This window comes from Ligilactobacillus ruminis ATCC 27782 (genome assembly GCF_000224985.1).
GTDB classification, from domain to species: domain Bacteria; phylum Bacillota; class Bacilli; order Lactobacillales; family Lactobacillaceae; genus Ligilactobacillus; species Ligilactobacillus ruminis.
Window position 1 is genome coordinate 870,115 of the sequence record NC_015975.1, and the last position, 19,996, is coordinate 890,110.

At 42.4% G+C, this 19,996-nt stretch carries 21 protein-coding genes, 1 pseudogene and 1 other annotated feature; of the genes and pseudogenes, 21 read left to right on the forward strand and 1 reads right to left on the reverse strand.

The window, feature by feature from the left end; translation table 11 throughout:
- Positions 1-23 precede the first annotated feature (23 nt).
- The 20 genes and pseudogenes from pyk to recN all read left to right on the forward strand — a co-directional run bounded on the left by pyk (position 24) and on the right by recN (position 18,828).
- Positions 24-1,784, forward strand: a complete 1,761-nt coding sequence (pyk, locus tag LRC_RS04415) for a pyruvate kinase (protein WP_014073316.1) — start codon at positions 24-26, stop codon at positions 1,782-1,784.
- Between the two features lie 234 nt (positions 1,785-2,018).
- Positions 2,019-4,352, forward strand: coding sequence for a phospholipase D family protein (locus LRC_RS04420; protein ID WP_014073317.1), 2,334 nt, complete (start codon positions 2,019-2,021; stop codon positions 4,350-4,352).
- Between the two features lie 135 nt (positions 4,353-4,487).
- Complete coding sequence (rplS, locus tag LRC_RS04425) at positions 4,488-4,841, forward strand: 50S ribosomal protein L19 (protein WP_014073318.1); 354 nt, start codon at positions 4,488-4,490, stop codon at positions 4,839-4,841.
- Between the two features lie 99 nt (positions 4,842-4,940).
- Positions 4,941-5,018 (forward strand) — a sequence feature (ribosomal protein L21 leader region).
- Positions 5,019-5,035: 17 nt separating this feature from the next.
- Complete coding sequence (gene rplU, locus LRC_RS04430) at positions 5,036-5,344, forward strand: 50S ribosomal protein L21 (RefSeq protein ID WP_003694096.1); 309 nt, start codon at positions 5,036-5,038, stop codon at positions 5,342-5,344.
- Positions 5,345-5,362: 18 nt separating this feature from the next.
- The gene (locus LRC_RS04435) at positions 5,363-5,683 is read left to right on the forward strand and encodes a ribosomal-processing cysteine protease Prp (RefSeq protein ID WP_003698497.1); all 321 of its coding nucleotides are present in this window, start codon (positions 5,363-5,365) and stop codon (positions 5,681-5,683) included.
- A 26-nt stretch (positions 5,684-5,709) separates the two neighbouring features.
- Positions 5,710-5,991: a 50S ribosomal protein L27 gene (gene rpmA, locus LRC_RS04440; RefSeq protein WP_003698495.1), complete on the forward strand. Its 282-nt coding sequence runs from the start codon at positions 5,710-5,712 to the stop codon at positions 5,989-5,991.
- A 468-nt stretch (positions 5,992-6,459) separates the two neighbouring features.
- Positions 6,460-7,650: an ABC transporter substrate-binding protein gene (locus tag LRC_RS04445; protein WP_014073320.1), complete on the forward strand. Its 1,191-nt coding sequence runs from the start codon at positions 6,460-6,462 to the stop codon at positions 7,648-7,650.
- A 281-nt stretch (positions 7,651-7,931) separates the two neighbouring features.
- Positions 7,932-8,306: pseudogene (tnpA, locus tag LRC_RS04450) on the forward strand (IS200/IS605 family transposase); the annotation flags it as partial.
- 23 nt (positions 8,307-8,329) lie between these two features.
- Positions 8,330-9,523 (forward strand): RNA-guided endonuclease TnpB family protein, encoded by a 1,194-nt coding sequence (locus LRC_RS04455; protein ID WP_014073322.1) that lies wholly within the window; start codon positions 8,330-8,332, stop codon positions 9,521-9,523.
- A 232-nt stretch (positions 9,524-9,755) separates the two neighbouring features.
- Positions 9,756-10,838 (forward strand): M24 family metallopeptidase, encoded by a 1,083-nt coding sequence (locus LRC_RS04460; RefSeq protein WP_014073323.1) that lies wholly within the window; start codon positions 9,756-9,758, stop codon positions 10,836-10,838.
- 122 nt (positions 10,839-10,960) lie between these two features.
- On the forward strand, positions 10,961-11,521 hold the full coding sequence (gene efp / locus LRC_RS04465; protein ID WP_014073324.1) for an elongation factor P: 561 nt from the start codon (positions 10,961-10,963) through the stop codon (positions 11,519-11,521).
- Positions 11,522-11,558: 37 nt separating this feature from the next.
- Positions 11,559-11,990: an Asp23/Gls24 family envelope stress response protein gene (locus LRC_RS04470; protein ID WP_003694088.1), complete on the forward strand. Its 432-nt coding sequence runs from the start codon at positions 11,559-11,561 to the stop codon at positions 11,988-11,990.
- Positions 11,987-12,379, forward strand: a complete 393-nt coding sequence (nusB, locus tag LRC_RS04475; protein ID WP_014073325.1) for a transcription antitermination factor NusB — start codon at positions 11,987-11,989, stop codon at positions 12,377-12,379. Before LRC_RS04470 ends, nusB begins: the two co-directional genes overlap by 4 nt.
- Positions 12,380-12,516: 137 nt before the next feature.
- Entirely contained in the window at positions 12,517-13,371 is an 855-nt protein-coding gene (gene folD, locus LRC_RS04480; protein WP_041819950.1) for a bifunctional methylenetetrahydrofolate dehydrogenase/methenyltetrahydrofolate cyclohydrolase FolD, read from the forward strand.
- Positions 13,364-14,701, forward strand: coding sequence for an exodeoxyribonuclease VII large subunit (gene xseA, locus LRC_RS04485; protein WP_014073327.1), 1,338 nt, complete (start codon positions 13,364-13,366; stop codon positions 14,699-14,701). The genes folD and xseA overlap by 8 nt, the downstream gene beginning before the upstream one ends.
- Positions 14,702-14,706: 5 nt before the next feature.
- The gene (locus tag LRC_RS04490; protein ID WP_041819952.1) at positions 14,707-14,937 is read left to right on the forward strand and encodes an exodeoxyribonuclease VII small subunit; all 231 of its coding nucleotides are present in this window, start codon (positions 14,707-14,709) and stop codon (positions 14,935-14,937) included.
- The gene (locus LRC_RS04495; RefSeq protein ID WP_041819954.1) at positions 14,930-15,829 is read left to right on the forward strand and encodes a polyprenyl synthetase family protein; all 900 of its coding nucleotides are present in this window, start codon (positions 14,930-14,932) and stop codon (positions 15,827-15,829) included. Before LRC_RS04490 ends, LRC_RS04495 begins: the two co-directional genes overlap by 8 nt.
- On the forward strand, positions 15,830-16,648 hold the full coding sequence (locus LRC_RS04500) for a TlyA family RNA methyltransferase (protein ID WP_014073330.1): 819 nt from the start codon (positions 15,830-15,832) through the stop codon (positions 16,646-16,648).
- Between the two features lie 15 nt (positions 16,649-16,663).
- Positions 16,664-17,122, forward strand: coding sequence for an arginine repressor (locus LRC_RS04505; RefSeq protein WP_014073331.1), 459 nt, complete (start codon positions 16,664-16,666; stop codon positions 17,120-17,122).
- 17 nt (positions 17,123-17,139) lie between these two features.
- Positions 17,140-18,828 (forward strand): DNA repair protein RecN, encoded by a 1,689-nt coding sequence (gene recN / locus LRC_RS04510; protein ID WP_014073332.1) that lies wholly within the window; start codon positions 17,140-17,142, stop codon positions 18,826-18,828.
- A 100-nt stretch (positions 18,829-18,928) separates the two neighbouring features.
- On the opposite strand, the gene lexA is transcribed toward recN, so the two are convergent.
- Positions 18,929-19,558, reverse strand: a complete 630-nt coding sequence (gene lexA, locus LRC_RS04515) for a transcriptional repressor LexA (RefSeq protein WP_014073333.1) — start codon at positions 19,556-19,558, stop codon at positions 18,929-18,931.
- A 167-nt stretch (positions 19,559-19,725) separates the two neighbouring features.
- On the opposite strand from lexA, the gene LRC_RS04520 reads away from it, so the two are divergent.
- Positions 19,726-19,977: a DUF896 domain-containing protein gene (locus tag LRC_RS04520; protein ID WP_014073334.1), complete on the forward strand. Its 252-nt coding sequence runs from the start codon at positions 19,726-19,728 to the stop codon at positions 19,975-19,977.
- Positions 19,978-19,996 lie beyond the last annotated feature (19 nt).

Genomic DNA, 19,996 nt, shown 5'->3' on the forward strand with positions numbered 1-19,996 from the left:
TTTTCAAAGGAGAGAATTTACTCATGAAAAAGACCAAGATCGTAAGTACACTTGGACCAGCTAGTTCAGATTTGGATACAATTTGCAAGTTGATTGAAGCAGGTGCTAACGTATTCCGTTTCAACTTCTCACATGGTGACCATGAAGAACATTTGGGTCGTATCAATCTTGTACATCAAGCTGAAAAGATCACAGGCAAGATGGTTGGTATCATGCTTGATACTAAAGGTGCCGAAATTCGTACGACTGTACAAAAAGAAGGCAAGATCAAGTTTGAAATCGGTGATGAAGTACGTATTTCCATGGATGATTCCATCGAAGGCACGCATGAAAAGATTGCCGTAACATACCCAGGCTTGTATGATGACGTTCATGAAGGCGGCCATGTTCTTTTTGATGACGGCTTGATTGACATGCAAGTTGAAAAGAAAGACGAAGCAAACCATGAATTGTTATGTAAAGTTTTGAACGAAGGTGTTCTTGGTTCACGCAAGGGTGTCAATGCTCCTGGCGTTTCCATCAACCTTCCTGGCATTACGAAAAAAGATGCTGATGATATTCGTTTCGGCTTGGACAACGAAATCAACTTCATCGCTGCATCATTCGTACGTAAGCCGCAAGACGTTCTCGACATTCGTGAACTTTTGGAAGAAAAGCACATGGAACATGTTCAAATCTTCCCTAAGATCGAATCACAAGAAGGTATCGACAACATCGACGATATCCTCAAGGTTTCTGATGGTTTGATGATTGCTCGTGGTGACATGGGTGTTGAAATTCCTGCAGAAAACGTTCCTTTGGTACAAAAAGCTTTGATTAAGAAGTGCAATGCTTTGGGCATGCCTGTCATCACGGCTACGCAAATGCTTGATTCAATGCAAGAAAACCCACGTCCTACACGTGCTGAAGCTTCTGACGTTGCTAATGCCGTATTCGACGGCACGGATGCAACGATGCTTTCCGGCGAATCCGCAAACGGTGACTACCCTGTTGAAGCTGTTGCAACGATGGCTCGTATCGACGTTAAGGCTGAAAACGCATTGCGTCAACACAAGACATTTGCTTTGAACGACTTTGACAAGACGGACGTTACGGAAGCAATCGGTCGTGCCGTTGCTGAAGCAGCCGACAACTTGAACATCAAGACAATCGTTGCTGCAACGAAGTCTGGTCATACGGCACGAATGATTTCCAAGTACCGTCCTGATGCAGACATCTTGGCAGTTACGTTCGATGAACGCACACGTCGCGGCTTGTCCATCAACTGGGGCGTTTACCCTGTTGTTGCTGAAACACCATCTTCAACAGATGAAATGTTCAGCTTGGCAACGGAAGAAGCTAAGAAGTGCGGCTTTGCCAAGGAAGGCGATTTGATTCTTATCACAGCCGGTGTTCCTGTTGGCGAAAAGGGTACGACAAACGTTATGAAGATTCAATTGATCGGCTCCAAGTTGGTTGAAGGTCAAGGTGTTGGTGACGAAACGGTTATCGGCAAGACGGTTGTTGCTTCATCAGCTGACGAAGCAAACAAGAAGGCTATTGAAGGCGGCATCCTTGTTACATCTACGACAGACAAGGATTACTTGCCAGCTATCGAAAAGTCTTCAGCTTTGATCGTTGAAAATGGCGGTTTGACATCACATGCTGCCGTTGTCGGCATCTCAATGGGTATTCCTGTCATCGTTGGTGCCAAGAATGCTACATCGCTCATCTCTGATGGCGAAGTCGTAACTGTTGACAGCCGTCGCGGTATTGTTTACCATGGTGCATCAAACGCACTTTAATCGACAGTTTAAAGTTCGAAAAAATTAATTTGATCAAATTGAGACCAAGGGGGAAAGCCCTTGGTCTTTTTGTTTTCAATGATTGGACCGGGTTTAAAAAGTAATTTCGCATTGCCTTTTTTGAAATTATGTTTTTTATATTTGTACTTTAAACGAACGTATTTTTGAGATAAAATAATTATTATTAACGCAAAAGGCGGATGTCACAGGTTAAATTAAGATTGGGGTGAAAAAATGGTTGTTATTAAAGATCGAACAAAAATAGCAGATTTGGGGAATGATTTTTTTAAAGACATCGATCGTAACGGCTCTGAATTTGACGAGTTCTATGGAACGATGTTTAACGCAAATATTGACGTGATTGAAAAATATCTGTTTCCGCGCTTTCAAAAAATATGTCTGGTGATCGGAATGGGCGACGGAAATGCTAAAAGCGGAGTTGCTGACTACATTGAAGGCATGACCAGTGAGCGCTTTAAAATTCTTGAAAAATGCAGTGAGGAAATGAAAAATCGACTTCAAGATGGCAGCTTGACAATCAGATTCACGCACAAGCGGCTGGTTCATACCAAACTGTATATTTTAGACTCAAAAGACAGCAATAAATATCGTGCATATTCAGGTTCGATGAATCTCAGCGAAAAGGCGCTTCATGATAATTTTGAAATGCTTTTGTGCGATTACGGCTTGAAAGAGGACAAACTATATCAAGAAATTTATCAATCAATTTTTAATCAAATCTATGACGGCTCAGCCGATTTTGCCGATCGAAAGATTATTAACGGTTTTTTGGGCAAAACGACGGTTGAGGAAAAGAAAATCTATCTGCTTGACGAGACCGTGTCGGCCTTGACTGACGCTGACAATCCAATCGGAATCAGTGCTAAAGAAATTTTGTCCGAAAAAAGGGAACTCAACGGGGAAATTCGCGATTTTGACGTGATTCAAAAAGAAAAGCGTGATTCAATCGAAGTTTTGAACCTGATATACGATTCAAAGGGGTTTCCTAAAGAGAAAGTTTCCGTTATGGACGATGAACCGCTCAGAAAGAAACTCCTGAATGTCGTGTATCATGATGAAGATCCAAACGAGCGCTTTGTATTTGAAAATGTTAAAGCTTCCGACTATTATCCCAAACCATTGTTTCTTTATGATGATGACGAAAAGGCTATTTTTGAAACGCCAATGTATGGTTCAAGTGTGCAGCACAAGATTGTTCCTCCATGCGAAATCAGCAAGCAAGACGTCAAAGATATTTGCGACATTGTCTTCTTTTATCGAGACAATAAGCAGGACGATGAATCGCAAGCCGTATTTTCATTTTTGATGTATGTCTTAGAATCGGCCAATATTTGGAAAATCAGAAAGGTAATTTCGGAGCACGGCGGAATCGTCGAGAACGTTCCGGTTGTTGCTGCCTTGATCGGCCAAGGAGAGACGGGCAAAACGACGCTTTTGAAGATTGTTTCGTGTTTGACGATCGGAAGCAAAGAACATATTGTCAATGCGCAAGATGATATGTTTAAACTTAAGGCGGGAGTCAAAGAGAAACTGGCAAATAATCAGAAACTGACCGAAGCTGAGAAGAAGAATCCTTTTTCGGAAACGCCGCTTGTCATGAACAAGAATACTTGGGAATTCATTCAAAGATACATGCTGACAAAAAGTTCCATTACTCCGATTTGCATTGATGATCCGAATATTGGCCTGATTCAGTCGAAATCTGCCGAAAATCCGCTCAAGTATCTTTCCAATACTTACAAAGGCGCACCGCATCCCGTGGTGCTGATTGCGATGAACGATCGAAATCATAATTTTTCGATTCCGCATCAAATTGGACGAAGGGCATATGCATTCGGGCAAGAGAACCAATTCAGGCAGATTTCAAAAAGCGAAGCGAATCAATTGACGCATTTTGAAAATGATCTGAGCAATCAGGTGTTTCTTTATCTCACGTATTGGATAGATGCTTGGCTTGACAACGTTTCTGATGAAGACTACGAAAATCTTTCAAAAGATTTTTTGTATCCGGTCAAGCAGGCGTTTAAGGGCCTTTTGTCGGAACACGCTCTGTATGACGGGATGAAACGCTATTTTGAATCGGATAACTACGATATCAAAAACGACAACGGCCGCAGAAACTGGCTTGCGCTTTTAAGCGATAAGAACGTTTTGGAGAAGATTTCATTTAACAAAGGAGATGAAACGGCATTCATTCCGAAAGACTGTTTCCCGGGAAGAGACGGGGTAAGCCGTTATTTCGACTATCTGCCGGCGAAACTTGAAATTTGTCCGACTCAAGTCGATGCCGGTTTGTCGATCGTGATCGACAATATGGACAGTTGGCTCGGGAACAGCGTTTTGCGTGAAAAATACAGGGCAGACACAGGCTTGGCGCATGATGAACATGAAATCAAAATTGCTAAGATTCAAGCAATCGAGCAAGGAAAAGCAATGGCGGAAACTCAGTTCAAATTGCAGCAAGAGGTCAAAAAACAAGAAGAAGAAAAAAGAATGCGAAAAAAACTCGGATACAAATTGAAAAATCTTTTCAGGCATGATGATTGAGACAGCGGATTTAATTCTAAAATGATATTTACAGAATTTGTCTGATGTGATAAACTAATTGTTGGCTTATGTGCCAAAGATTAACGATATTCCGCTGCAACTGGACATGAATGTCGACGAAAAGGAGAAAAACCAATGTCAGTAAATCCATTGATTAAAAAAATTACGGAATCACAATTGCGTAATGATATTCCAGAATTTCGCGCCGGTGATACGGTACGTGTTCACGCACGCATCGTCGAAGGCAAGCGCGAACGTATCCAAATCTTCGAAGGCGTTGTTATCAAGCGTCGTGGCGAAGGCATCTCTGAAACATACACCGTTCGCAAGATCAGTAACGGCGTAGGCGTTGAACGTACTTTCCCGCTTCATACGCCACGTGTTGACAAGATTGAAGTCGTACGTTTGGGCCGTGTTCGTCGTGCAAAGCTTTACTACTTGCGTGCACTTTGCGGCAAGGCTGCTCGTATTCCAGAACGTCGCAAGTAATTATACAAAAGGGTTGCGGATTTTTTTCGCGACTCTTTTTATTTTTGCTTGACTAAGCAAGAAAAACTTGTTATCATATTAACGTTGTATTTGTGCATGTCACAGCTGCAACCGCACGTTTTAAGTCAAAGCATTCGTTTTACGAATCACTACATTACGGCGAGTCTAAGAATCATATAAGGAGGTGCACATACATGTACGCAATTATTCAAACAGGCGGTAAGCAACTCAAGGTAGAAGCTGGTCAAGCAATCTACGTTGAAAAGCTTGCAAACGAAGCCGGCGAAAAAGTTGTTTTTGACAAAGTTGTTTTGGTAGGTGGCGAAAAGACCGTTATCGGAACGCCATTTGTTGAAGGTGCCACGGTTGAAGGTACTGTCGAAAAGCAAGGCCGCGAAAAGAAGGTCGTAACTTTCAAGTACAAGCCAAAGAAGCATCAACACACAAAGCAAGGTCATCGTCAACCATACACGAAGGTTGTTATCGATGCAATCAACGCATAATTTCAGGAGCATTTCAAGATGATTAATGCATGCTTGTTTCGTAAAGATTCGCGGCTCAGCGGTTTTGAGCTGAGCGGTCATGCTGATTCAGGAGAATATGGTCAAGATATTGTGTGTGCGGCAGTTTCGGTATTGTCGATCAATACGATCAATAGTCTGGAGAAACTTGCCGGGGTTGTTTTGGAAAAGGAATTGGATGATTTGAACGGCGGTTTCATGAAAGTTTCTGTTGATGATTCTGATTTGGACGACCCAAAAGTTCAATTATTGCTTGAAAGCCTTGAATTAGGCTTGCGCGACATTGAAATTTCATATCATGAATATATACATGTGAAATAGTTTTGCACAGAGGAGGTGCACTCGATATGTTTATGAACTTGCAATTCTTCGCCCACAAAAAGGGGGGCGGTTCCACATCAAACGGTCGTGATTCACGTTCTAAGCGTTTAGGCGCAAAGCGTGCCGACGGCCAAACAGTTAACGGTGGAGAAATTCTTTACCGTCAACGCGGAACTCACATCTACCCAGGCGTAAACGTTGGTATGGGCGGTGACAATACTTTGTTTGCCAAGACAGCCGGCGTTGTTAAATTTGAACGCAAAGGTCGCGACAAGAAACAGGTATCTGTTTACCCTGTTGCTGACTAATTAAATGTTTAAGGTTTCCAAATTCTTATGAAAGAATTTTGGGAACCTTTTTCTTTTGGATAAATTCAGAATAATTTTTTGCCTGTTAAAATAAACGATGTAAATAATCACATAAAATTACAAAAAACACATTGACAATTAATTCATTTGTAATTATAATGACATTATTCAAATCGATACAGGAAATTAATTATGAAAGGAGCGATTGAAATGGGATTTATCAAATTTAAAAAATCAAATATGTTTCAAGGCGCTTCTTCTCGTGCCCTCCTACTATTCGCAAGGATTCGTTGACGTAAGAGATTGACATCTTATGTTGGTGGGTCCTTGTTTGAGTACGCTTGGAATGAGGGCTCCCGGGGTTTAAAAAGTCTTCGTTCCAGCTTGTCGGAACGAGGGCTTTTTTTATTCCCGCCGATTCGAAAATTAATTAATCAGAGTACAACTTATGAAGGGGTTTGGTTCCATATGAAAATTAAGAAAATGACGGGCTTTGCAGCAGCAATTATGATGTGTTCGGTTTTTATGGCAGGATGTACTTCGAAAACGTCGGCCGCAACCAAAGGCAATCAGGCAGGCGATACGATCAAAATAGGCGTTAACATGGAACTTTCAGGTGCAGCCGGCGGATACGGGCAACAGGAAAAAAACGGCATTCAGCTTGCTGTTGATGAAATCAACGCTAGGGGGGGAGTCAACGTCAACGGAAAAAAGAAGAAGATCAAGGCGATTTATCGTGACAACAAGAGTTCGACATCGACCAGTGCCTCGGTTGCAACGCAGTTGACAACGCAGGACAAGGTTGTCGCAACGATCGGTCCTGCAACTACAAATGACGGAACGGCAACGATTCCGACCGCAAATAAGACGTGCGTACCGTTTTTGTCGGCATCGGCCACTGCTCCTGACTTTACGCTTGATAAGAACGGCAAAGTTCATCCGTATGTCTTTCGAGCATATTTCAAAGGCGATTATCAAGGAAGTTCTGCAGCAAAATTTGCATATGAAACGCTTAAAGCCAAACGTGCAGCAATTTTAGCCGATAATTCGAGCGACTACGGCATCGGGATTGCCAAAGCCTTTAAGCAATACTTCAAAGGGACAGTTGTTGATACTCAGTACTTCCAAGCCGGAGACAAAAACTTCAATTCGGTTTTAACTTCAATCAAGAGCAAGAAGTTTGACGTTTTATACGTTCCGGCATACTACACGGAATGCGGAGCAATCATCAAGCAGGCGCGTGAAGCAGGAATCAAGCAGCCGATTATGGGCGCTGACGGAATGTCTGATGACAAGATGGTCAAAATCTCCGGTGCAGAGAATGCAACGGACATTTATTACACGACGGCCTTCACGGTACTTACTGCAAACTCTAATCCGAAAGTCGCATCTTACAACAAAGCTTACAAGGACAAGTACGGTGAAGATTCGCCAACGTTTGCAGCATTGTCATACGATTCCGTTTATATGATCAAACAGGCAATCGAAACTGAAAAATCTGCTGATTCCGTCAAGATTCAGCAAGGATTGGCGAAAATCAAAAACTTTAAGGGCGTGACGGGCGATACGACGATGGATGCAAAGCACAATCCGAAAAAAGCAATCACAATCGTTAAGCTTGAAAATGGCAAGCCGTCCAAAGGATATGTGGTTAAATGATTATTAGTAAACGGTGAGATAAAAAAGACAAAAAAGCTTCAAATCAGAATACGGACAGTCAGAGCGGCAACTTAATCGGCTCTGACTGTTTTTGTAGATTTGATCATGCTAAAAGTCAAATCAAAAGCACTGTATTTTACCCTAAAGGGGCGAGAATGCCCCCACTTCTCTAAGCGGGGGATGAATCGCCTCTTTTGAAGCACTCAGCGCTTCTTTTTTCCTGATTCATTTTAAATCGGATATTATAATTAGTGCATAAATTGTAAAAGGTGATAAACACAATGGAATTGGACAAAAATCAACATTCGGTATATTCAATTAATTATCATCTTGTGATGGTGATAAAGTACCGCAGAAAAGTAATATCTGATGAAATATCGGAATACTTAAGGGCTACATTTGAACGGATAGGCATCATTATGGTGTTGAATTAGTAGAGTGGAATCATGATAAAGACCATGTTCATGTGCTTTTTTAATGTACTCCCCAAATCGCCCCTGCTAAATTCATTAATTGCATATAAATCAGCCAGTTCAAGACTGGTTAAAAAGAACTATCCTGAAATACGTCAATATTTGTGGAAGGAAGCTTTTTGGACTAAAAGCTACTGTTTGATTTCCACTGGCGAAGTTTCAATTGACGTAATTAAACAATATATTGAAAGGCAAGGTCAAAATTAATGGTTTTAAAAGCGTTCAAATTGAGATTATATCCTAATAAAACGCAACGCAATCCAATTCATGTTAATTTTGGTTGTGCTCGTTTTGTGTGGAATCAAATGCTTAATATGCACATTGAACGCTATAAAAACAATAGAAAGGCTAAATTCCAAGGCAGATATGCAATGGATGTCATGCTGAAAGCTTTAAAAATAGAATATCCTTGGTTAAAACAGGCCGAGTCTACGTCTCTTCAAAGAGTAAATCGAGATTTAGACGACGCTTTTCAAAGATTTTTCAATCATAGCCTTCAAAATGGTTTTCCAAGGTTTAAATCAAAGAAAAACACTAACCAAAGCTATACTTCTAAATTTGTCAACAATAATATTCGAATTATAGATGAACATCACATTAAGTTACCTAAATTAGGCTTAGTGTACTTTAAAGCCGGCAGAATATTAAATGGTAAGATTAGAGCTGTTACAGTTAGCGTTAATTCAAGAAAACAATATCAGGCCAGTATCTTAGTTGAAAGTGAAAACCAAACTTTCAAAAAGACGAAGAAGTCTGTTGGGATTGATTTAGGGTTAAAAAGTCTCACTGTCACTTCTGACGGTCAAAAAGAAGACATTCTCAATGTTGATGACAAGCTGAATAAACAATTAAGAATTTGGGAACGTAAAAAATCCAGACGCTATGAAAATGCTAAAAAAGCGATGGCTTTTGATGAGCATGATAAAGTCTTGTTTCCCAGAACGGACTTAAAGCAATTTCCGCGCTATCAGCAGGCTGTGAGAACTGTAGCCAAACTTAAGAAACATATTGCTGAACGAAGAAGAGACAATCTGCACAAGTTGACAACTAGATTGGTTAAAGATTATGACACTATTGTAGTTGAAAATTTAAGCGTAAAGAACATGATGAAGAATCATCATCTGTCTGCCTCGATTGCCAATGCTTCCTGGGGAACTTTAATCAGTCAGCTTAAATATAAATGTGCATGGTATGGCAAACAATTAATTATCATAGACCCTAAAAATACCAGTCGTATTTGTCATGAATGCAAACAAAAAAATCACGAGTTTGACAGCCTTTCCCAGTCAGAATGGTTAGCTGCTCGTGAATGGGACTGTCCTAATTGTCATGCGCATCTCGATAGAGATGTAAACGCAGTTAAAAATATCTTGGCTAAAGGATTAGAAACTCTGGCTTAATAATAAACAGGTATGGAACGTACCTTGGTAAATAGCGGTGACCTCTACCAACTTAGTGAAGAACTAGACTGGCAAGTTTGCCGTGTTCCTGGAATCCCCAACTTCAAACCGGTAAAAAACGAAGTTTCAGGTTAAGTTGGGGTAGTTCAACGGTAAATACTCTTGAATCGAACTCTTAGATTTAATATAATTACCATAAATAATGATGAGAAAATTTGGATGGTGATTTTGCATGATGTTTGTAACTGATGAAATGTCCCTTAAGCGTGTTGGCAAATTGAGGCGCAAGATGAGTGAAATGAGCGTTGATGCGTATCTTGTGACCAATCCCTCAAACAGATACTATTTGAGCGGATTTACCGGAGACGACGGAGTTTTGCTTGTGACTGAAAACCATCGCTATTTGATTACCGATTCTCGCTTTGAAGAGCAAATTTCTCATGATCAGCCTTCTTGGGAGGCAATCATTACAAGAAATTACCTGAAAACAGCATGTGATCTTTGCGTCAAAAACCATGTGGCGGCAATGGCTTTTGAAAATACGATTTCATATGCGGAATACGATTTTATCGATGAATCGTGCGAATGCGACATCGTTCCGTTGTCAGGCGTAATCGAAGATATCCGTTCTGTCAAATCTCCTGAAGAAATTGATGCAATCAAACGTGCCTGCAAGATGTCTGGAAAAGGCTATCAATACGTTTTGGAAACAATCAGGCCTCAGATGACCGAATTGGAGGTTTCAAACGAACTTGACTACTATATGAAGAAAAACGGTTCTGAAGAACGTTCTTTTGAAACAATCGTTGCTTCAGGGGAGCGCACGACCTGGCCTCACGGGACGGCAACAACTAAGAAAATCGAAGCAAGTGATTTGGTTACGCTTGATTTTGGGTACTATGCAGATGGTTATACGTCCGACGTGACAAGAACATTTTCAATAGGCAAGCAAAGCGATGAAGCCCAAAAAATTTATCAGATCGTTCTTGAAGCTCAGCAAAAGACGATCGAAGCAGTTAAAGAAGGGGTCAATGGTCAGGAACTTGATCGAATCGGCCGCGGATATATCGAAGATGCCGGTTACGGAAAGTATTTCAATCACGGCATGGGGCACGGCATCGGTCTTGATATCCACGAGCTCCCGAATGTCGGGCGCACATACGAAGAATACATGAAAGCAGGACAAATCATCACGATTGAGCCTGGAATCTATGTTCCTGGAGTCGGAGGCGTCAGAATTGAAGATGATGTTCTGGTCACGAAGAACGGTTACGAAATATTGACTGATTTTTCACGCGACTATACAGAAGTCTGAGATGTTTATTGCCAATTCCCTTGCATAATAGCGTGTTCTTTTGGTATTATAGAGTGTACGTTATATTTGGACGAGTATGCAAAGAATTTCTTCTTGTCCATAAATCAGAGGAGGATCATCAGATGATTTCTGTTAATGAATTTAAAAACGGTTTGACCATCACGGTTGATGGTGAATTATGGCGTGTTGTCGAATTTCAGCATGTTAAGCCAGGGAAGGGTTCAGCATTTGTTCGTTCAAAACTTAAGAACCTTCGTACGGGTGCCGTTCAAGAAAAAACGTTCCGTGCCGGCGAAAAAGTTGAACAAGCACAAATCGATCGTCGCAAGATGCAGTACTTGTATGCAGACGGCAGCAACTACGTCTTCATGGATACTGAAACATACGAACAACTTGAACTTCCCGGCGAAGAATTGACGGAAGAATTGAAATACTTGAAGGAAAACATGGTTGTCAGCGTTATTATGTACGGTGCCGAAACGCTCGGAATTGAACTTCCGAACACGGTTGACCTGACTGTGCAAGCTACCGAACCTGGCATCAAAGGCGATACTGCTTCCGGTGGTTCAAAGCCTGCAACGATGGAAACCGGATTGGTTGTTCAAGTGCCGTTCTTTGTTAACGAAGGCGACGTGTTGACGATCAACACGGTTGATGGTTCATATATTTCACGTGCCAATTAAATTGGTCGACACAACGACACTCAAGGAGGTCTTTTAAATGGCTGAAGATAACAACATTGTCTTGGCAACAAAGGAACAAGGCCTGGGCGAGGTTCGCATTGCTCCTGAAGTAATCGAAGTAATTATCGGAATTGCCGCAAGCCAGGTTGAAGGCGTATGCTCAATGCGCGGTTCTTTGGCTAACAGTCTGACTGAACTCATCGGACGTAAAAATCGCGGTCGCGGCGTTAAATTGGAAAACACGGAAGACGGTTTGCTCGTTGACGTCTATGTCTTTTTAAATTACGGGGTCTCCGTGCCAAAGGTTGCTTGCGAGATTCAAGACAAGGTTCGGCAACAAGTTTTGTTCATGACTGGCCTTGAAATTGCAGGAGTCGACGTTCACGTTTGCGGAATCATCCCTGAAAAGGAAATTCCGGCAATCGATCCTAATAATCCTTTCGGCGAAGAGAATGGTGAAGAAAATTGAGTATGTCTAGACATGATATTCGGCGCTTGGCATTTCAGACGCTGTTTGCAATGAGCAGCAACCCTGATGCCGTTGCGACTGACGTGTATCAAACAGTATTGGGCAAGGATATTGAAGCTCCCGAGTATTTGACTCAACTGGTTGACGGAGTAAATGAACATCTTGCGGAAATCGACGAAGCCATTTCGGCTCATTTGAAAAAGGGATGGCCGATTTCCCGCTTGAATAAAACCGATTTGATTTTAATGCGCATTGCCGTTTATGAGATTAAGTTCGTTGAAGAGGTTCCGAACAAGGTATCTCTCAATGAAGCTTTGGAACTTTCAAAAGAATTCAGCGATGAGACTTCACGTCGTTTCATCAATGGCGTTTTGTCCAATTTGATCTAAACAATACAGCTGTCGTCCGTTTGCGGGTGACGGCTGTTTTTGTTTTCAAAAAAGCCTGAAAATAAGTTCTGTATTTTGGCGTTGCTATGGTAAAATATTTGTAACAGACAGAATATATATTCATTGGGGTGTTTTTGATGACGGAAATAATGAACGGGCGTGACCTTTCGGCAAAGGTCAAAATGAATTTGAAAAAAAGCGTTGAGGGATTAAAAAAGGTTGGGGTAACGCCCACGCTTGCAGTAATTTTGGTTGGTGACGACGAAGCAAGCAAGGTTTACGTCAGAAACAAGCATCGCGCAGCACAAAAAATCGGAATCAACACGATTGATGAAACAATGCCTGCAGATTCCAAACAAGAAGACGTGATCAAGATGATTGAAAAGTACAACAACGATCCTGACGTGCATGGAATTCTGGTACAGATGCCGCTTCCAAAGCATATTGATGAAAAGGCGATTATTGATACGATTGATCCTAAAAAAGACGTTGACGGATCTCATCCTGAAAACATGGGGCGTCTGTTCATGAATGAGCCCCAAGCGCTTCCATGCACGCCAAGGGGAATCATGGAATTGCTTAAAGAATATGATATTGACGTCAGAGGACAAGAGGTTGTGATCGTCGGACGCAGCAATCTTGTCGGAAGACCGCTGGCGGCCTTGATGATCAACTCGAGCGCAACCGTAACCGTGGCGCATAGCGTAACGCATGATTTGCAAAGCGTTACGAAAAAAGCAGATATTTTGGTTGCTGCCGTTGGCAAAGCCAAAATGTTCAACAAGGACTACATCAAGGAAGGAGCGGTCGTTATCGACGTCGGCATCAACCGGACGGCGGAAGGAAAGCTTTGCGGTGATGTTGATGCAAAAGACGTTATGGGCAAGGCTGCGTTTTTGACGCCCGTCCCAGGCGGAGTAGGTCCGATGACGGTTGCGATGCTGATGAAGCAAACGGTTGAATTTGCAGAAAGAAGTGTTGCGAATGTCTGATGAAAAAAAGTATCTGACGGTTACGGCTCTCACGCGTTACATCAAACGAAAATTTACGGCCGACCCGTATATGCGCAGAGTGTATTTGACAGGCGAAATTTCCAATTTTCGACTGCGTCCCAAACATCAATACTTTTCTTTAAAAGATGAAAATGCAGTGATTGACGTCGTAATGTTTGCAAGTGATTTCTCAAAGGTCAAGTTCAGACCTGAAGAAGGGATGAAAGTCATTGTCAGCGGTCGTGTCGACGTTTATGAAGGAAGCGGAAAGTATCAATTTTACGTTGAAACAATGGAGCCTGAAGGAATCGGTGCACTGTACCAGGCACTCAAAGAACTTCAGCAAAAGCTTTCGGCAGAAGGTTTGTTTTCTGCACCGAAAAAGCCGATCAATAGATTTCCTAAGCGTATCGCCGTTATTACCAGCCGTTCCGGAGCCGTGATTCAAGATATCAGGACGACGATTCGCAGAAGATATCCGATCGCCCAAGTAGTGCTGTTTCCGGCAGTCGTGCAAGGTGCGCAAGCTGCTGATACGTTGGTCGCACGTTTGAAGGAAGTCAACGCAAGAGGAGATTTTGACACGATTATCATCGGACGAGGGGGCGGTTCGATTGAAGATTTATGGCCGTTTAACGAAGAAAAAGTCGCACGGGCGATTTTTGACAGCAAGATTCCTGTTATTTCTTCAGTCGGACATGAAACCGATACGACGATTGCTGATCTTGTGGCAGACGTCAGAGCTGCAACACCGACTGCGGCTGCCGAACTTGCAACCTCAGTTTTAAGCGATGATTTGGCAATGATTGATCAGTTGCGCTATCGCTTGGTCAAGAGCATGAGAAATCGAATCGAGTATCTTAAGCAACGGTTTGAAAAATGTAGAAATTCCTACATTTTCATGCAGCCGGAACGCTTGTATGAAGGATATCTTCAAAAACTTGACAGAATGCAAAATGAACTGATCGGTTTGACGCAAAATAAAATCAGTCAGGGAAAAAATCGCTTGACGGTTGCAAACAAAGTTTTGTATGGCCGAATCATGCCTGACAGGATAAGCCTGCTGCAAAGCGAATTGAAACAAGACAGAAGACAGCTTGAAAGCGCAGGAATAAGCCGACTTAAAAATTCAGAGAATCGTTTCATCAAAGCAAAAAATGCGCTTGATATGTTGAGTCCGCTGAGGGTGATGGGCCGCGGCTTTACCTATGTGACTCAAGAAGATCACGTGATCAAAAGCGTCAATGAGCTTAGCGTCGGAGAAGAGATCAAACTGCATTTGCAAGACGGATATGCAAATGCGTCAATTATTGAAACAGAAAAGGAATGAGACAAATGAACAATGAAAAAACATTCGAACAGCAGCTGCAGGAATTAGAACAGATCGTAAACAATCTTGAAAAAGGCAACGTTCCTTTGGAAGAAGCGATGACTCAGTTTAAAGAAGGAATCGATCTCAGCAATACCTTGCAAAAGACGCTGAACGATGCTGAAGAAACATTGACGAAAGTTATCAATTCGAACGGAGAAGAAGAAATTTACGAACGAGCTGATGACAATGAATAATTCTGAACTGGATAATTTTCAAGCAGAATTTTTGCCCTTGTTAAATGAAAGAATGGACGTTTATCTGCAACAGCTCAATACGCGCAAAACTCTTCATGATTCGATGTCTTATTCGGTTGATGCCGGTGGAAAGCGCATCAGACCGATGATTATCATGCTGGTTTGCGATTCTTTCAAGAAAAAAATCGATCAAGACGTTTTAGACGTTTGCGCATCGCTTGAATTCGTGCATACTTATTCGTTGATACATGATGATCTGCCGGCAATGGACAATGATGAGCTTCGGCGTGGAAAGGCAACGAATCACGTAGTCTTTGGCGAATCGATGGCTATTTTGGCTGGTGACGGATTATTGACGACAGCCTTTGAATGCTTGGGACAAACAAGCATTTCCGCAAAGACAAAGTGCACGCTCATGAGCAGGTTGGCGTTTGCAGCCGGACCTCAAGGCATGGTCAACGGACAGGTCGGGGATATTGAAAATGAAGGCGTCAAGCTCACGTTGCCTCAGCTTAGAAACGTTCATGCGCAAAAAACCGGAGCTTTGCTCAGATATGCATTTGAATCAGGCGGAATACTTGCCGGCGTGTCTGACCGGGCTTTGGGTGAACTTAAAGAACTTGGAAATTGTTTTGGACTGGCATTCCAAATTTATGACGATATCATGGATGTCGTTTCGACTCCGGAAGAAATGGGAAAGGCCACGCATAAGGACCAGTCAGAGCATAAAAATACCTATCCTGGACTGTTGGGTCTTGACGGAGCATACGAGGAACTTGAAAAAGCAAAAGCGAATGCCAAAGCGCATCTGGAAGTGCTGGCAGAAGAATTTGGCGCAAAAACGATGTTGCTTGAAGAGTTATTGAATTATTTTAAAGCAGGTAAGAATTAGATGAAAAAAGAAAGAATTGACGTCTTGTTGGTTCAACAAGGCTTATTTGAAACGCGCGAGCAGGCCAAACGTGCGGTTATGGCCGGGGAGATTCTCGGAGAAAATGAAGAACGTTTGGACAAGCCGGGAATGAAGGTTGATCCTGAAACGAAGCTTCATTTTAAGGGCACTAAAATGCCGTACGTCAGTCGAGGCGGATTGAAGCTTGAAAAAGCGCTTAAAGTCTTTCATCTTTCGATTAAGGACAAGACCGTTTTGGATATCGGTTCTTCAACCGGAGGATTTACCGACGCAGCTTTGCAAAAGGGTGCCAAGATGAGTTATGCGCTTGACGTTGGCACCAATCAGCTTGCGTGGAAATTGAGACAAGATGATCGGGTCGTCGTAATGGAGAATACCAATTTCAGATATTCAAAGAAAGATGATTTTACAAGCGGTCAGCCTGACTTTGCCACGATTGACGTTTCGTTTATTTCTCTGCATTTGATTTTGCCGAATCTGCACTCAATCATCAAAGAGGGCGGGAGCGTCGTTGCTTTGATCAAGCCTCAATTTGAAGCGGGAAGAGAAAAAGTCGGCAAGCACGGAATCGTGCATGATCCTAAAACTCATTTGGAAGTCGTTCAAGACATAATGGTCTTTTCCGCAAGCGTCGGTTACGATGTTTGCGAATTAGATTTTTCGCCGATCACCGGAGGTCAGGGAAACATCGAATTTCTGATACACCTGAAATCCGTTGACGGAGAGGGAAAAATCATGCCCGAAGTTGATGCAGCGGCAGTCGTTAAACAGGCACATGCCGTTCTTGAACGTAAGTAGAGAAAGGTGAGATAAATGAGGAAAATAGACAGACAGCGCATCATTCGAAGGATTCTGCAAGAAAATGACATTTATCGTCAGGAAGATTTGGTTGCGATTCTGCAAGCTAAGGGAATCGAAGTAACTCAAGCAACGATTTCGCGCGACGTTAAAGACATGCAGCTTTTGAAGGTGCCAACGCCAAATGGAGAGTATCGTTACAGCGTTCCACCTTCTGTCAAGACAAGTACTGAAAAGAAACTCAATCGCATTTTGAAAGAGGCATACGTATCGTCAGATTTCTTGCGCGACATGTGCGTGTTTAAGGTTTTGCCCGGAAACGGCCCGGTTATTACCAGTTTGATTACGCAGATGGCATATGATGAGGTATTTGCGGCCTTGGGTGATGATGATACGGTGATGCTGTTTGCCAAGTCGGACGAGGATGCACAAAAGATACACCACAAGCTCCTTGACATGATTGGCGAAGAATAGTTTCAGGGGGTCATATTTTGCTTCAAGAGTTGACGATTCGCGATTTTGCAATCATTGAAAAAATGGATCTGGAGTTTCAAAGCCAAATGACGGTCCTGACCGGTGAAACCGGTGCCGGAAAATCAATTATCATTGATGCCTTGGGATTGCTTTCCGGTGGACGAGGTTCGGTCGATTTTATCAGAAAAGGTGCAAACAAAGCCGTGATTCAAGGATTATTTGACGTTCCCGGAGATTCAAAGACAAATGACGTTCTCGATGAATTCGGAATTGACGTTGAAAGCGACGGCCTTATTTTGCAGCGCGACATTTATCGAAGCGGTAAAAATATTTGTCGAATCAACGGGGCGATGGTCAACTTGACCACGCTTCGTCGCGTTGGCGAAACGCTGATTGATATTCATGGCCAAAACGAACATCAGGAATTGATGCATCCTGAAAATCACATCAAGCTGCTCGATGGATTCGACAATTCTCTTGCTCCGCTTTTAAACGAGTATCATGAACGATATGCGGATTTTTTGAAAAAGAAAAAGTCACTTGAAAAAAGAGAGACGAACGAAAAGCAGTGGGCGCAAAGGATGGACATGCTGCAGTTTCAGGTTCAGGAAATCAAGTCGGCCAATCTGGTCTCTGACGAAGAAGAAAAACTTCTTTCGGAAAAAGAAGAGCTTGACAATTACCAAATGATTCATGATGCGCTTGAAACGGGCTATGAAGCCTTTAACGGCGAAGAATTCGATGTTTTGGGCGTGCTTGGAAACGTCATGGAGGAAATGAACAAGGTTGCAGGAATCAGCGACAAACTGAGTTCGATAGCCGATAAAATTTCAGAGGCTTTTTACGGCCTGCAAGATGTCGGCAGAGACGTTTCAAATGAGCTTGATACAATGGAGTGGGATGAAAATCGCTTGGATGAAATCGAAGCAAGACTTGAAACGATTCATCAGTTAAAGCGCAAATACGGAGACTCGATTCCGCAGATTTTGGCATATTTTGAGAAAATTTCTGCCGAACTTGACGAAATGCAGCAAGTTGACAGAGACTCAAGCGAACAAGAAGAAAGCGTCAAAAAGGCACGGTCTGAGGCGCTGTCTTTAGCTGCAAAGCTTAGCGAAAGAAGAAAAGCCGTGGCTAAAGGTCTGGAAAAAGCGATTCATCAGCAGCTTGCTGAACTTTGCATGGATAAAGCCGTTTTTGAAGTCAAGTTTCTTAAGGAAAATGCAGCTGAATTGAATGAAGACGGGATTGATCGGGTTGAATTTTACATTCAAACGAATCCTGGCGAAGAAATGGGCGCACTGGCAAAAATTGCATCCGGTGGTGAATTATCGCGAATCATGCTGGCCTTGAAAACTATTTTTGCACAAAAACAAGGCGTAACAAGCATTATTTTTGACGAGGTCGATACCGGCGTCAGCGGACGCGTTGCTCAGGCAATTGCTGAAAAAATCAGTCTGATTTCTCGTAATTCGCAAGTTCTTTGCATTACGCATCTGCCTCAGGTTGCGGCAATTGCTGATCACCATTACTTTATTGCAAAGCACGTCATCGACGGAAGAACCGAAACGCACGTCAAGTTCTTGAATAATAGCGAAAGGGTCCAAGAGTTGGCAAGAATGCTGTCCGGATCAAAGATTACGGAATTGACTTTGGAGCATGCGCAGGAACTTTTCAAGATGGCCAAAGAGACAAGAAAAAATTAAAACAAAGGTTGTTGTCAAACCTTAGGGCAAGGCAGCGACCTTTGTTCGTAAAAAAAGCGATTGCCTTCTTTTCATGGGGCAATCGCATTTATTATTTGAGTCATCGAATCATATTACGATACAGACCGATTACTTTGCCAACGATGCTGACGCTGTTTAAAATAATCGGTGCCATCGTATCATTTTCCGGTTGCAAGCGGTAATGGTCACGTTCTTTGAAGAATCGTTTGCAAGTTGCTTCGTTATCTTCGGTCATCGCAATAACGATGTCCCCGTTATCAGCATAGTTCTGCTTGCGGACAATAACCTGATCACTGTTTAAAATTCCGGCATTGATCATGCTTTCGCCACGAATTGTCAACATGAACAAGTCATCTGCGCTTTCAAATTCCGGAGGAAGCGGAAAATACTCGGTTGTTTCCTCAACGGCAAGAATTGGCGCACCGGCAGTGACGGTACCGATAACCGGAATTTTCGTTTTCTTGGGAGTCTCACCGATGGCTTCCAGGCCTTCTGGCGTAATTTCCATTGCACGCGGCTTGGTCGGGTCTTTTTTGAGATAGCCGCGTTTGGCTAAACGTGCCAAATGACCGTGAACCGTTGAAGTGGAAGAAAGTTCCACTGCTTTGCAAATTTCGCGAACGGTTGGAGGATAGCCTTTCTCTTGAACCGTGTTGTAGATGTAGCGCAAAACCTTGATTTGGCGTTTTTCTGATGGCTTTTTTGGCATGGGTACACCCCCTTTTATATTTTGTTATCATTATAACATAAATCAATCGATAATCAAACTAAAGTTCGTTCAAAAACTTTTCCGAACGTGTGAGCAAAAAACTTGTTTTTTTCTTAAATTTCAGATATCATTAGCCATGTTGAATTTAAAAATAGGAGGCTCCATTGATGGATAATGGTCAAATTCCGCAAAATCTCATCGATCGAATCAATGAGTTGGCCAACAGGAAAAAGACTGTCGGTCTGACTCCGGAAGAAAAAGAAGAACAAAAAAGCCTTCGCGAGACATACTTGTCTATTTTTCGCGAAGGATTCAGAAATCGAATTGAAATGCTTCAAATTTATGATAAAGACGGTAAGGAAGTCACGCCCGAGAAGGTTAAAAACATCCAAAGGAAACGCGGATTGCGTGATGATTAGCAGACAAGGTAAAGTTTCT

Coding starts and splice junctions, on each gene's coding strand:
- LRC_RS04470 (WP_003694088.1), top strand. CDS start 11,559: ATGGCTGAAGATAACAACATTGTCTTGGCAACAAAGGAACAAGGCCTG.
- LRC_RS04500 (WP_014073330.1), top strand. CDS start 15,830: ATGAAAAAAGAAAGAATTGACGTCTTGTTGGTTCAACAAGGCTTATTT.
- efp (WP_014073324.1), top strand. CDS start 10,961: ATGATTTCTGTTAATGAATTTAAAAACGGTTTGACCATCACGGTTGAT.
- LRC_RS04445 (WP_014073320.1), top strand. CDS start 6,460: ATGAAAATTAAGAAAATGACGGGCTTTGCAGCAGCAATTATGATGTGT.
- LRC_RS04420 (WP_014073317.1), top strand. CDS start 2,019: ATGGTTGTTATTAAAGATCGAACAAAAATAGCAGATTTGGGGAATGAT.
- LRC_RS04460 (WP_014073323.1), top strand. CDS start 9,756: ATGATGTTTGTAACTGATGAAATGTCCCTTAAGCGTGTTGGCAAATTG.
- LRC_RS04495 (WP_041819954.1), top strand. CDS start 14,930: ATGAATAATTCTGAACTGGATAATTTTCAAGCAGAATTTTTGCCCTTG.
- LRC_RS04455 (WP_014073322.1), top strand. CDS start 8,330: ATGGTTTTAAAAGCGTTCAAATTGAGATTATATCCTAATAAAACGCAA.
- LRC_RS04435 (WP_003698497.1), top strand. CDS start 5,363: ATGATTAATGCATGCTTGTTTCGTAAAGATTCGCGGCTCAGCGGTTTT.
- rplS (WP_014073318.1), top strand. CDS start 4,488: ATGTCAGTAAATCCATTGATTAAAAAAATTACGGAATCACAATTGCGT.
- LRC_RS04505 (WP_014073331.1), top strand. CDS start 16,664: ATGAGGAAAATAGACAGACAGCGCATCATTCGAAGGATTCTGCAAGAA.
- lexA (WP_014073333.1), bottom strand. CDS start 19,558: ATGCCAAAAAAGCCATCAGAAAAACGCCAAATCAAGGTTTTGCGCTAC.
- folD (WP_041819950.1), top strand. CDS start 12,517: ATGACGGAAATAATGAACGGGCGTGACCTTTCGGCAAAGGTCAAAATG.
- LRC_RS04520 (WP_014073334.1), top strand. CDS start 19,726: ATGGATAATGGTCAAATTCCGCAAAATCTCATCGATCGAATCAATGAG.
- LRC_RS04490 (WP_041819952.1), top strand. CDS start 14,707: ATGAACAATGAAAAAACATTCGAACAGCAGCTGCAGGAATTAGAACAG.
- xseA (WP_014073327.1), top strand. CDS start 13,364: ATGTCTGATGAAAAAAAGTATCTGACGGTTACGGCTCTCACGCGTTAC.
- rplU (WP_003694096.1), top strand. CDS start 5,036: ATGTACGCAATTATTCAAACAGGCGGTAAGCAACTCAAGGTAGAAGCT.
- rpmA (WP_003698495.1), top strand. CDS start 5,710: ATGTTTATGAACTTGCAATTCTTCGCCCACAAAAAGGGGGGCGGTTCC.
- pyk (WP_014073316.1), top strand. CDS start 24: ATGAAAAAGACCAAGATCGTAAGTACACTTGGACCAGCTAGTTCAGAT.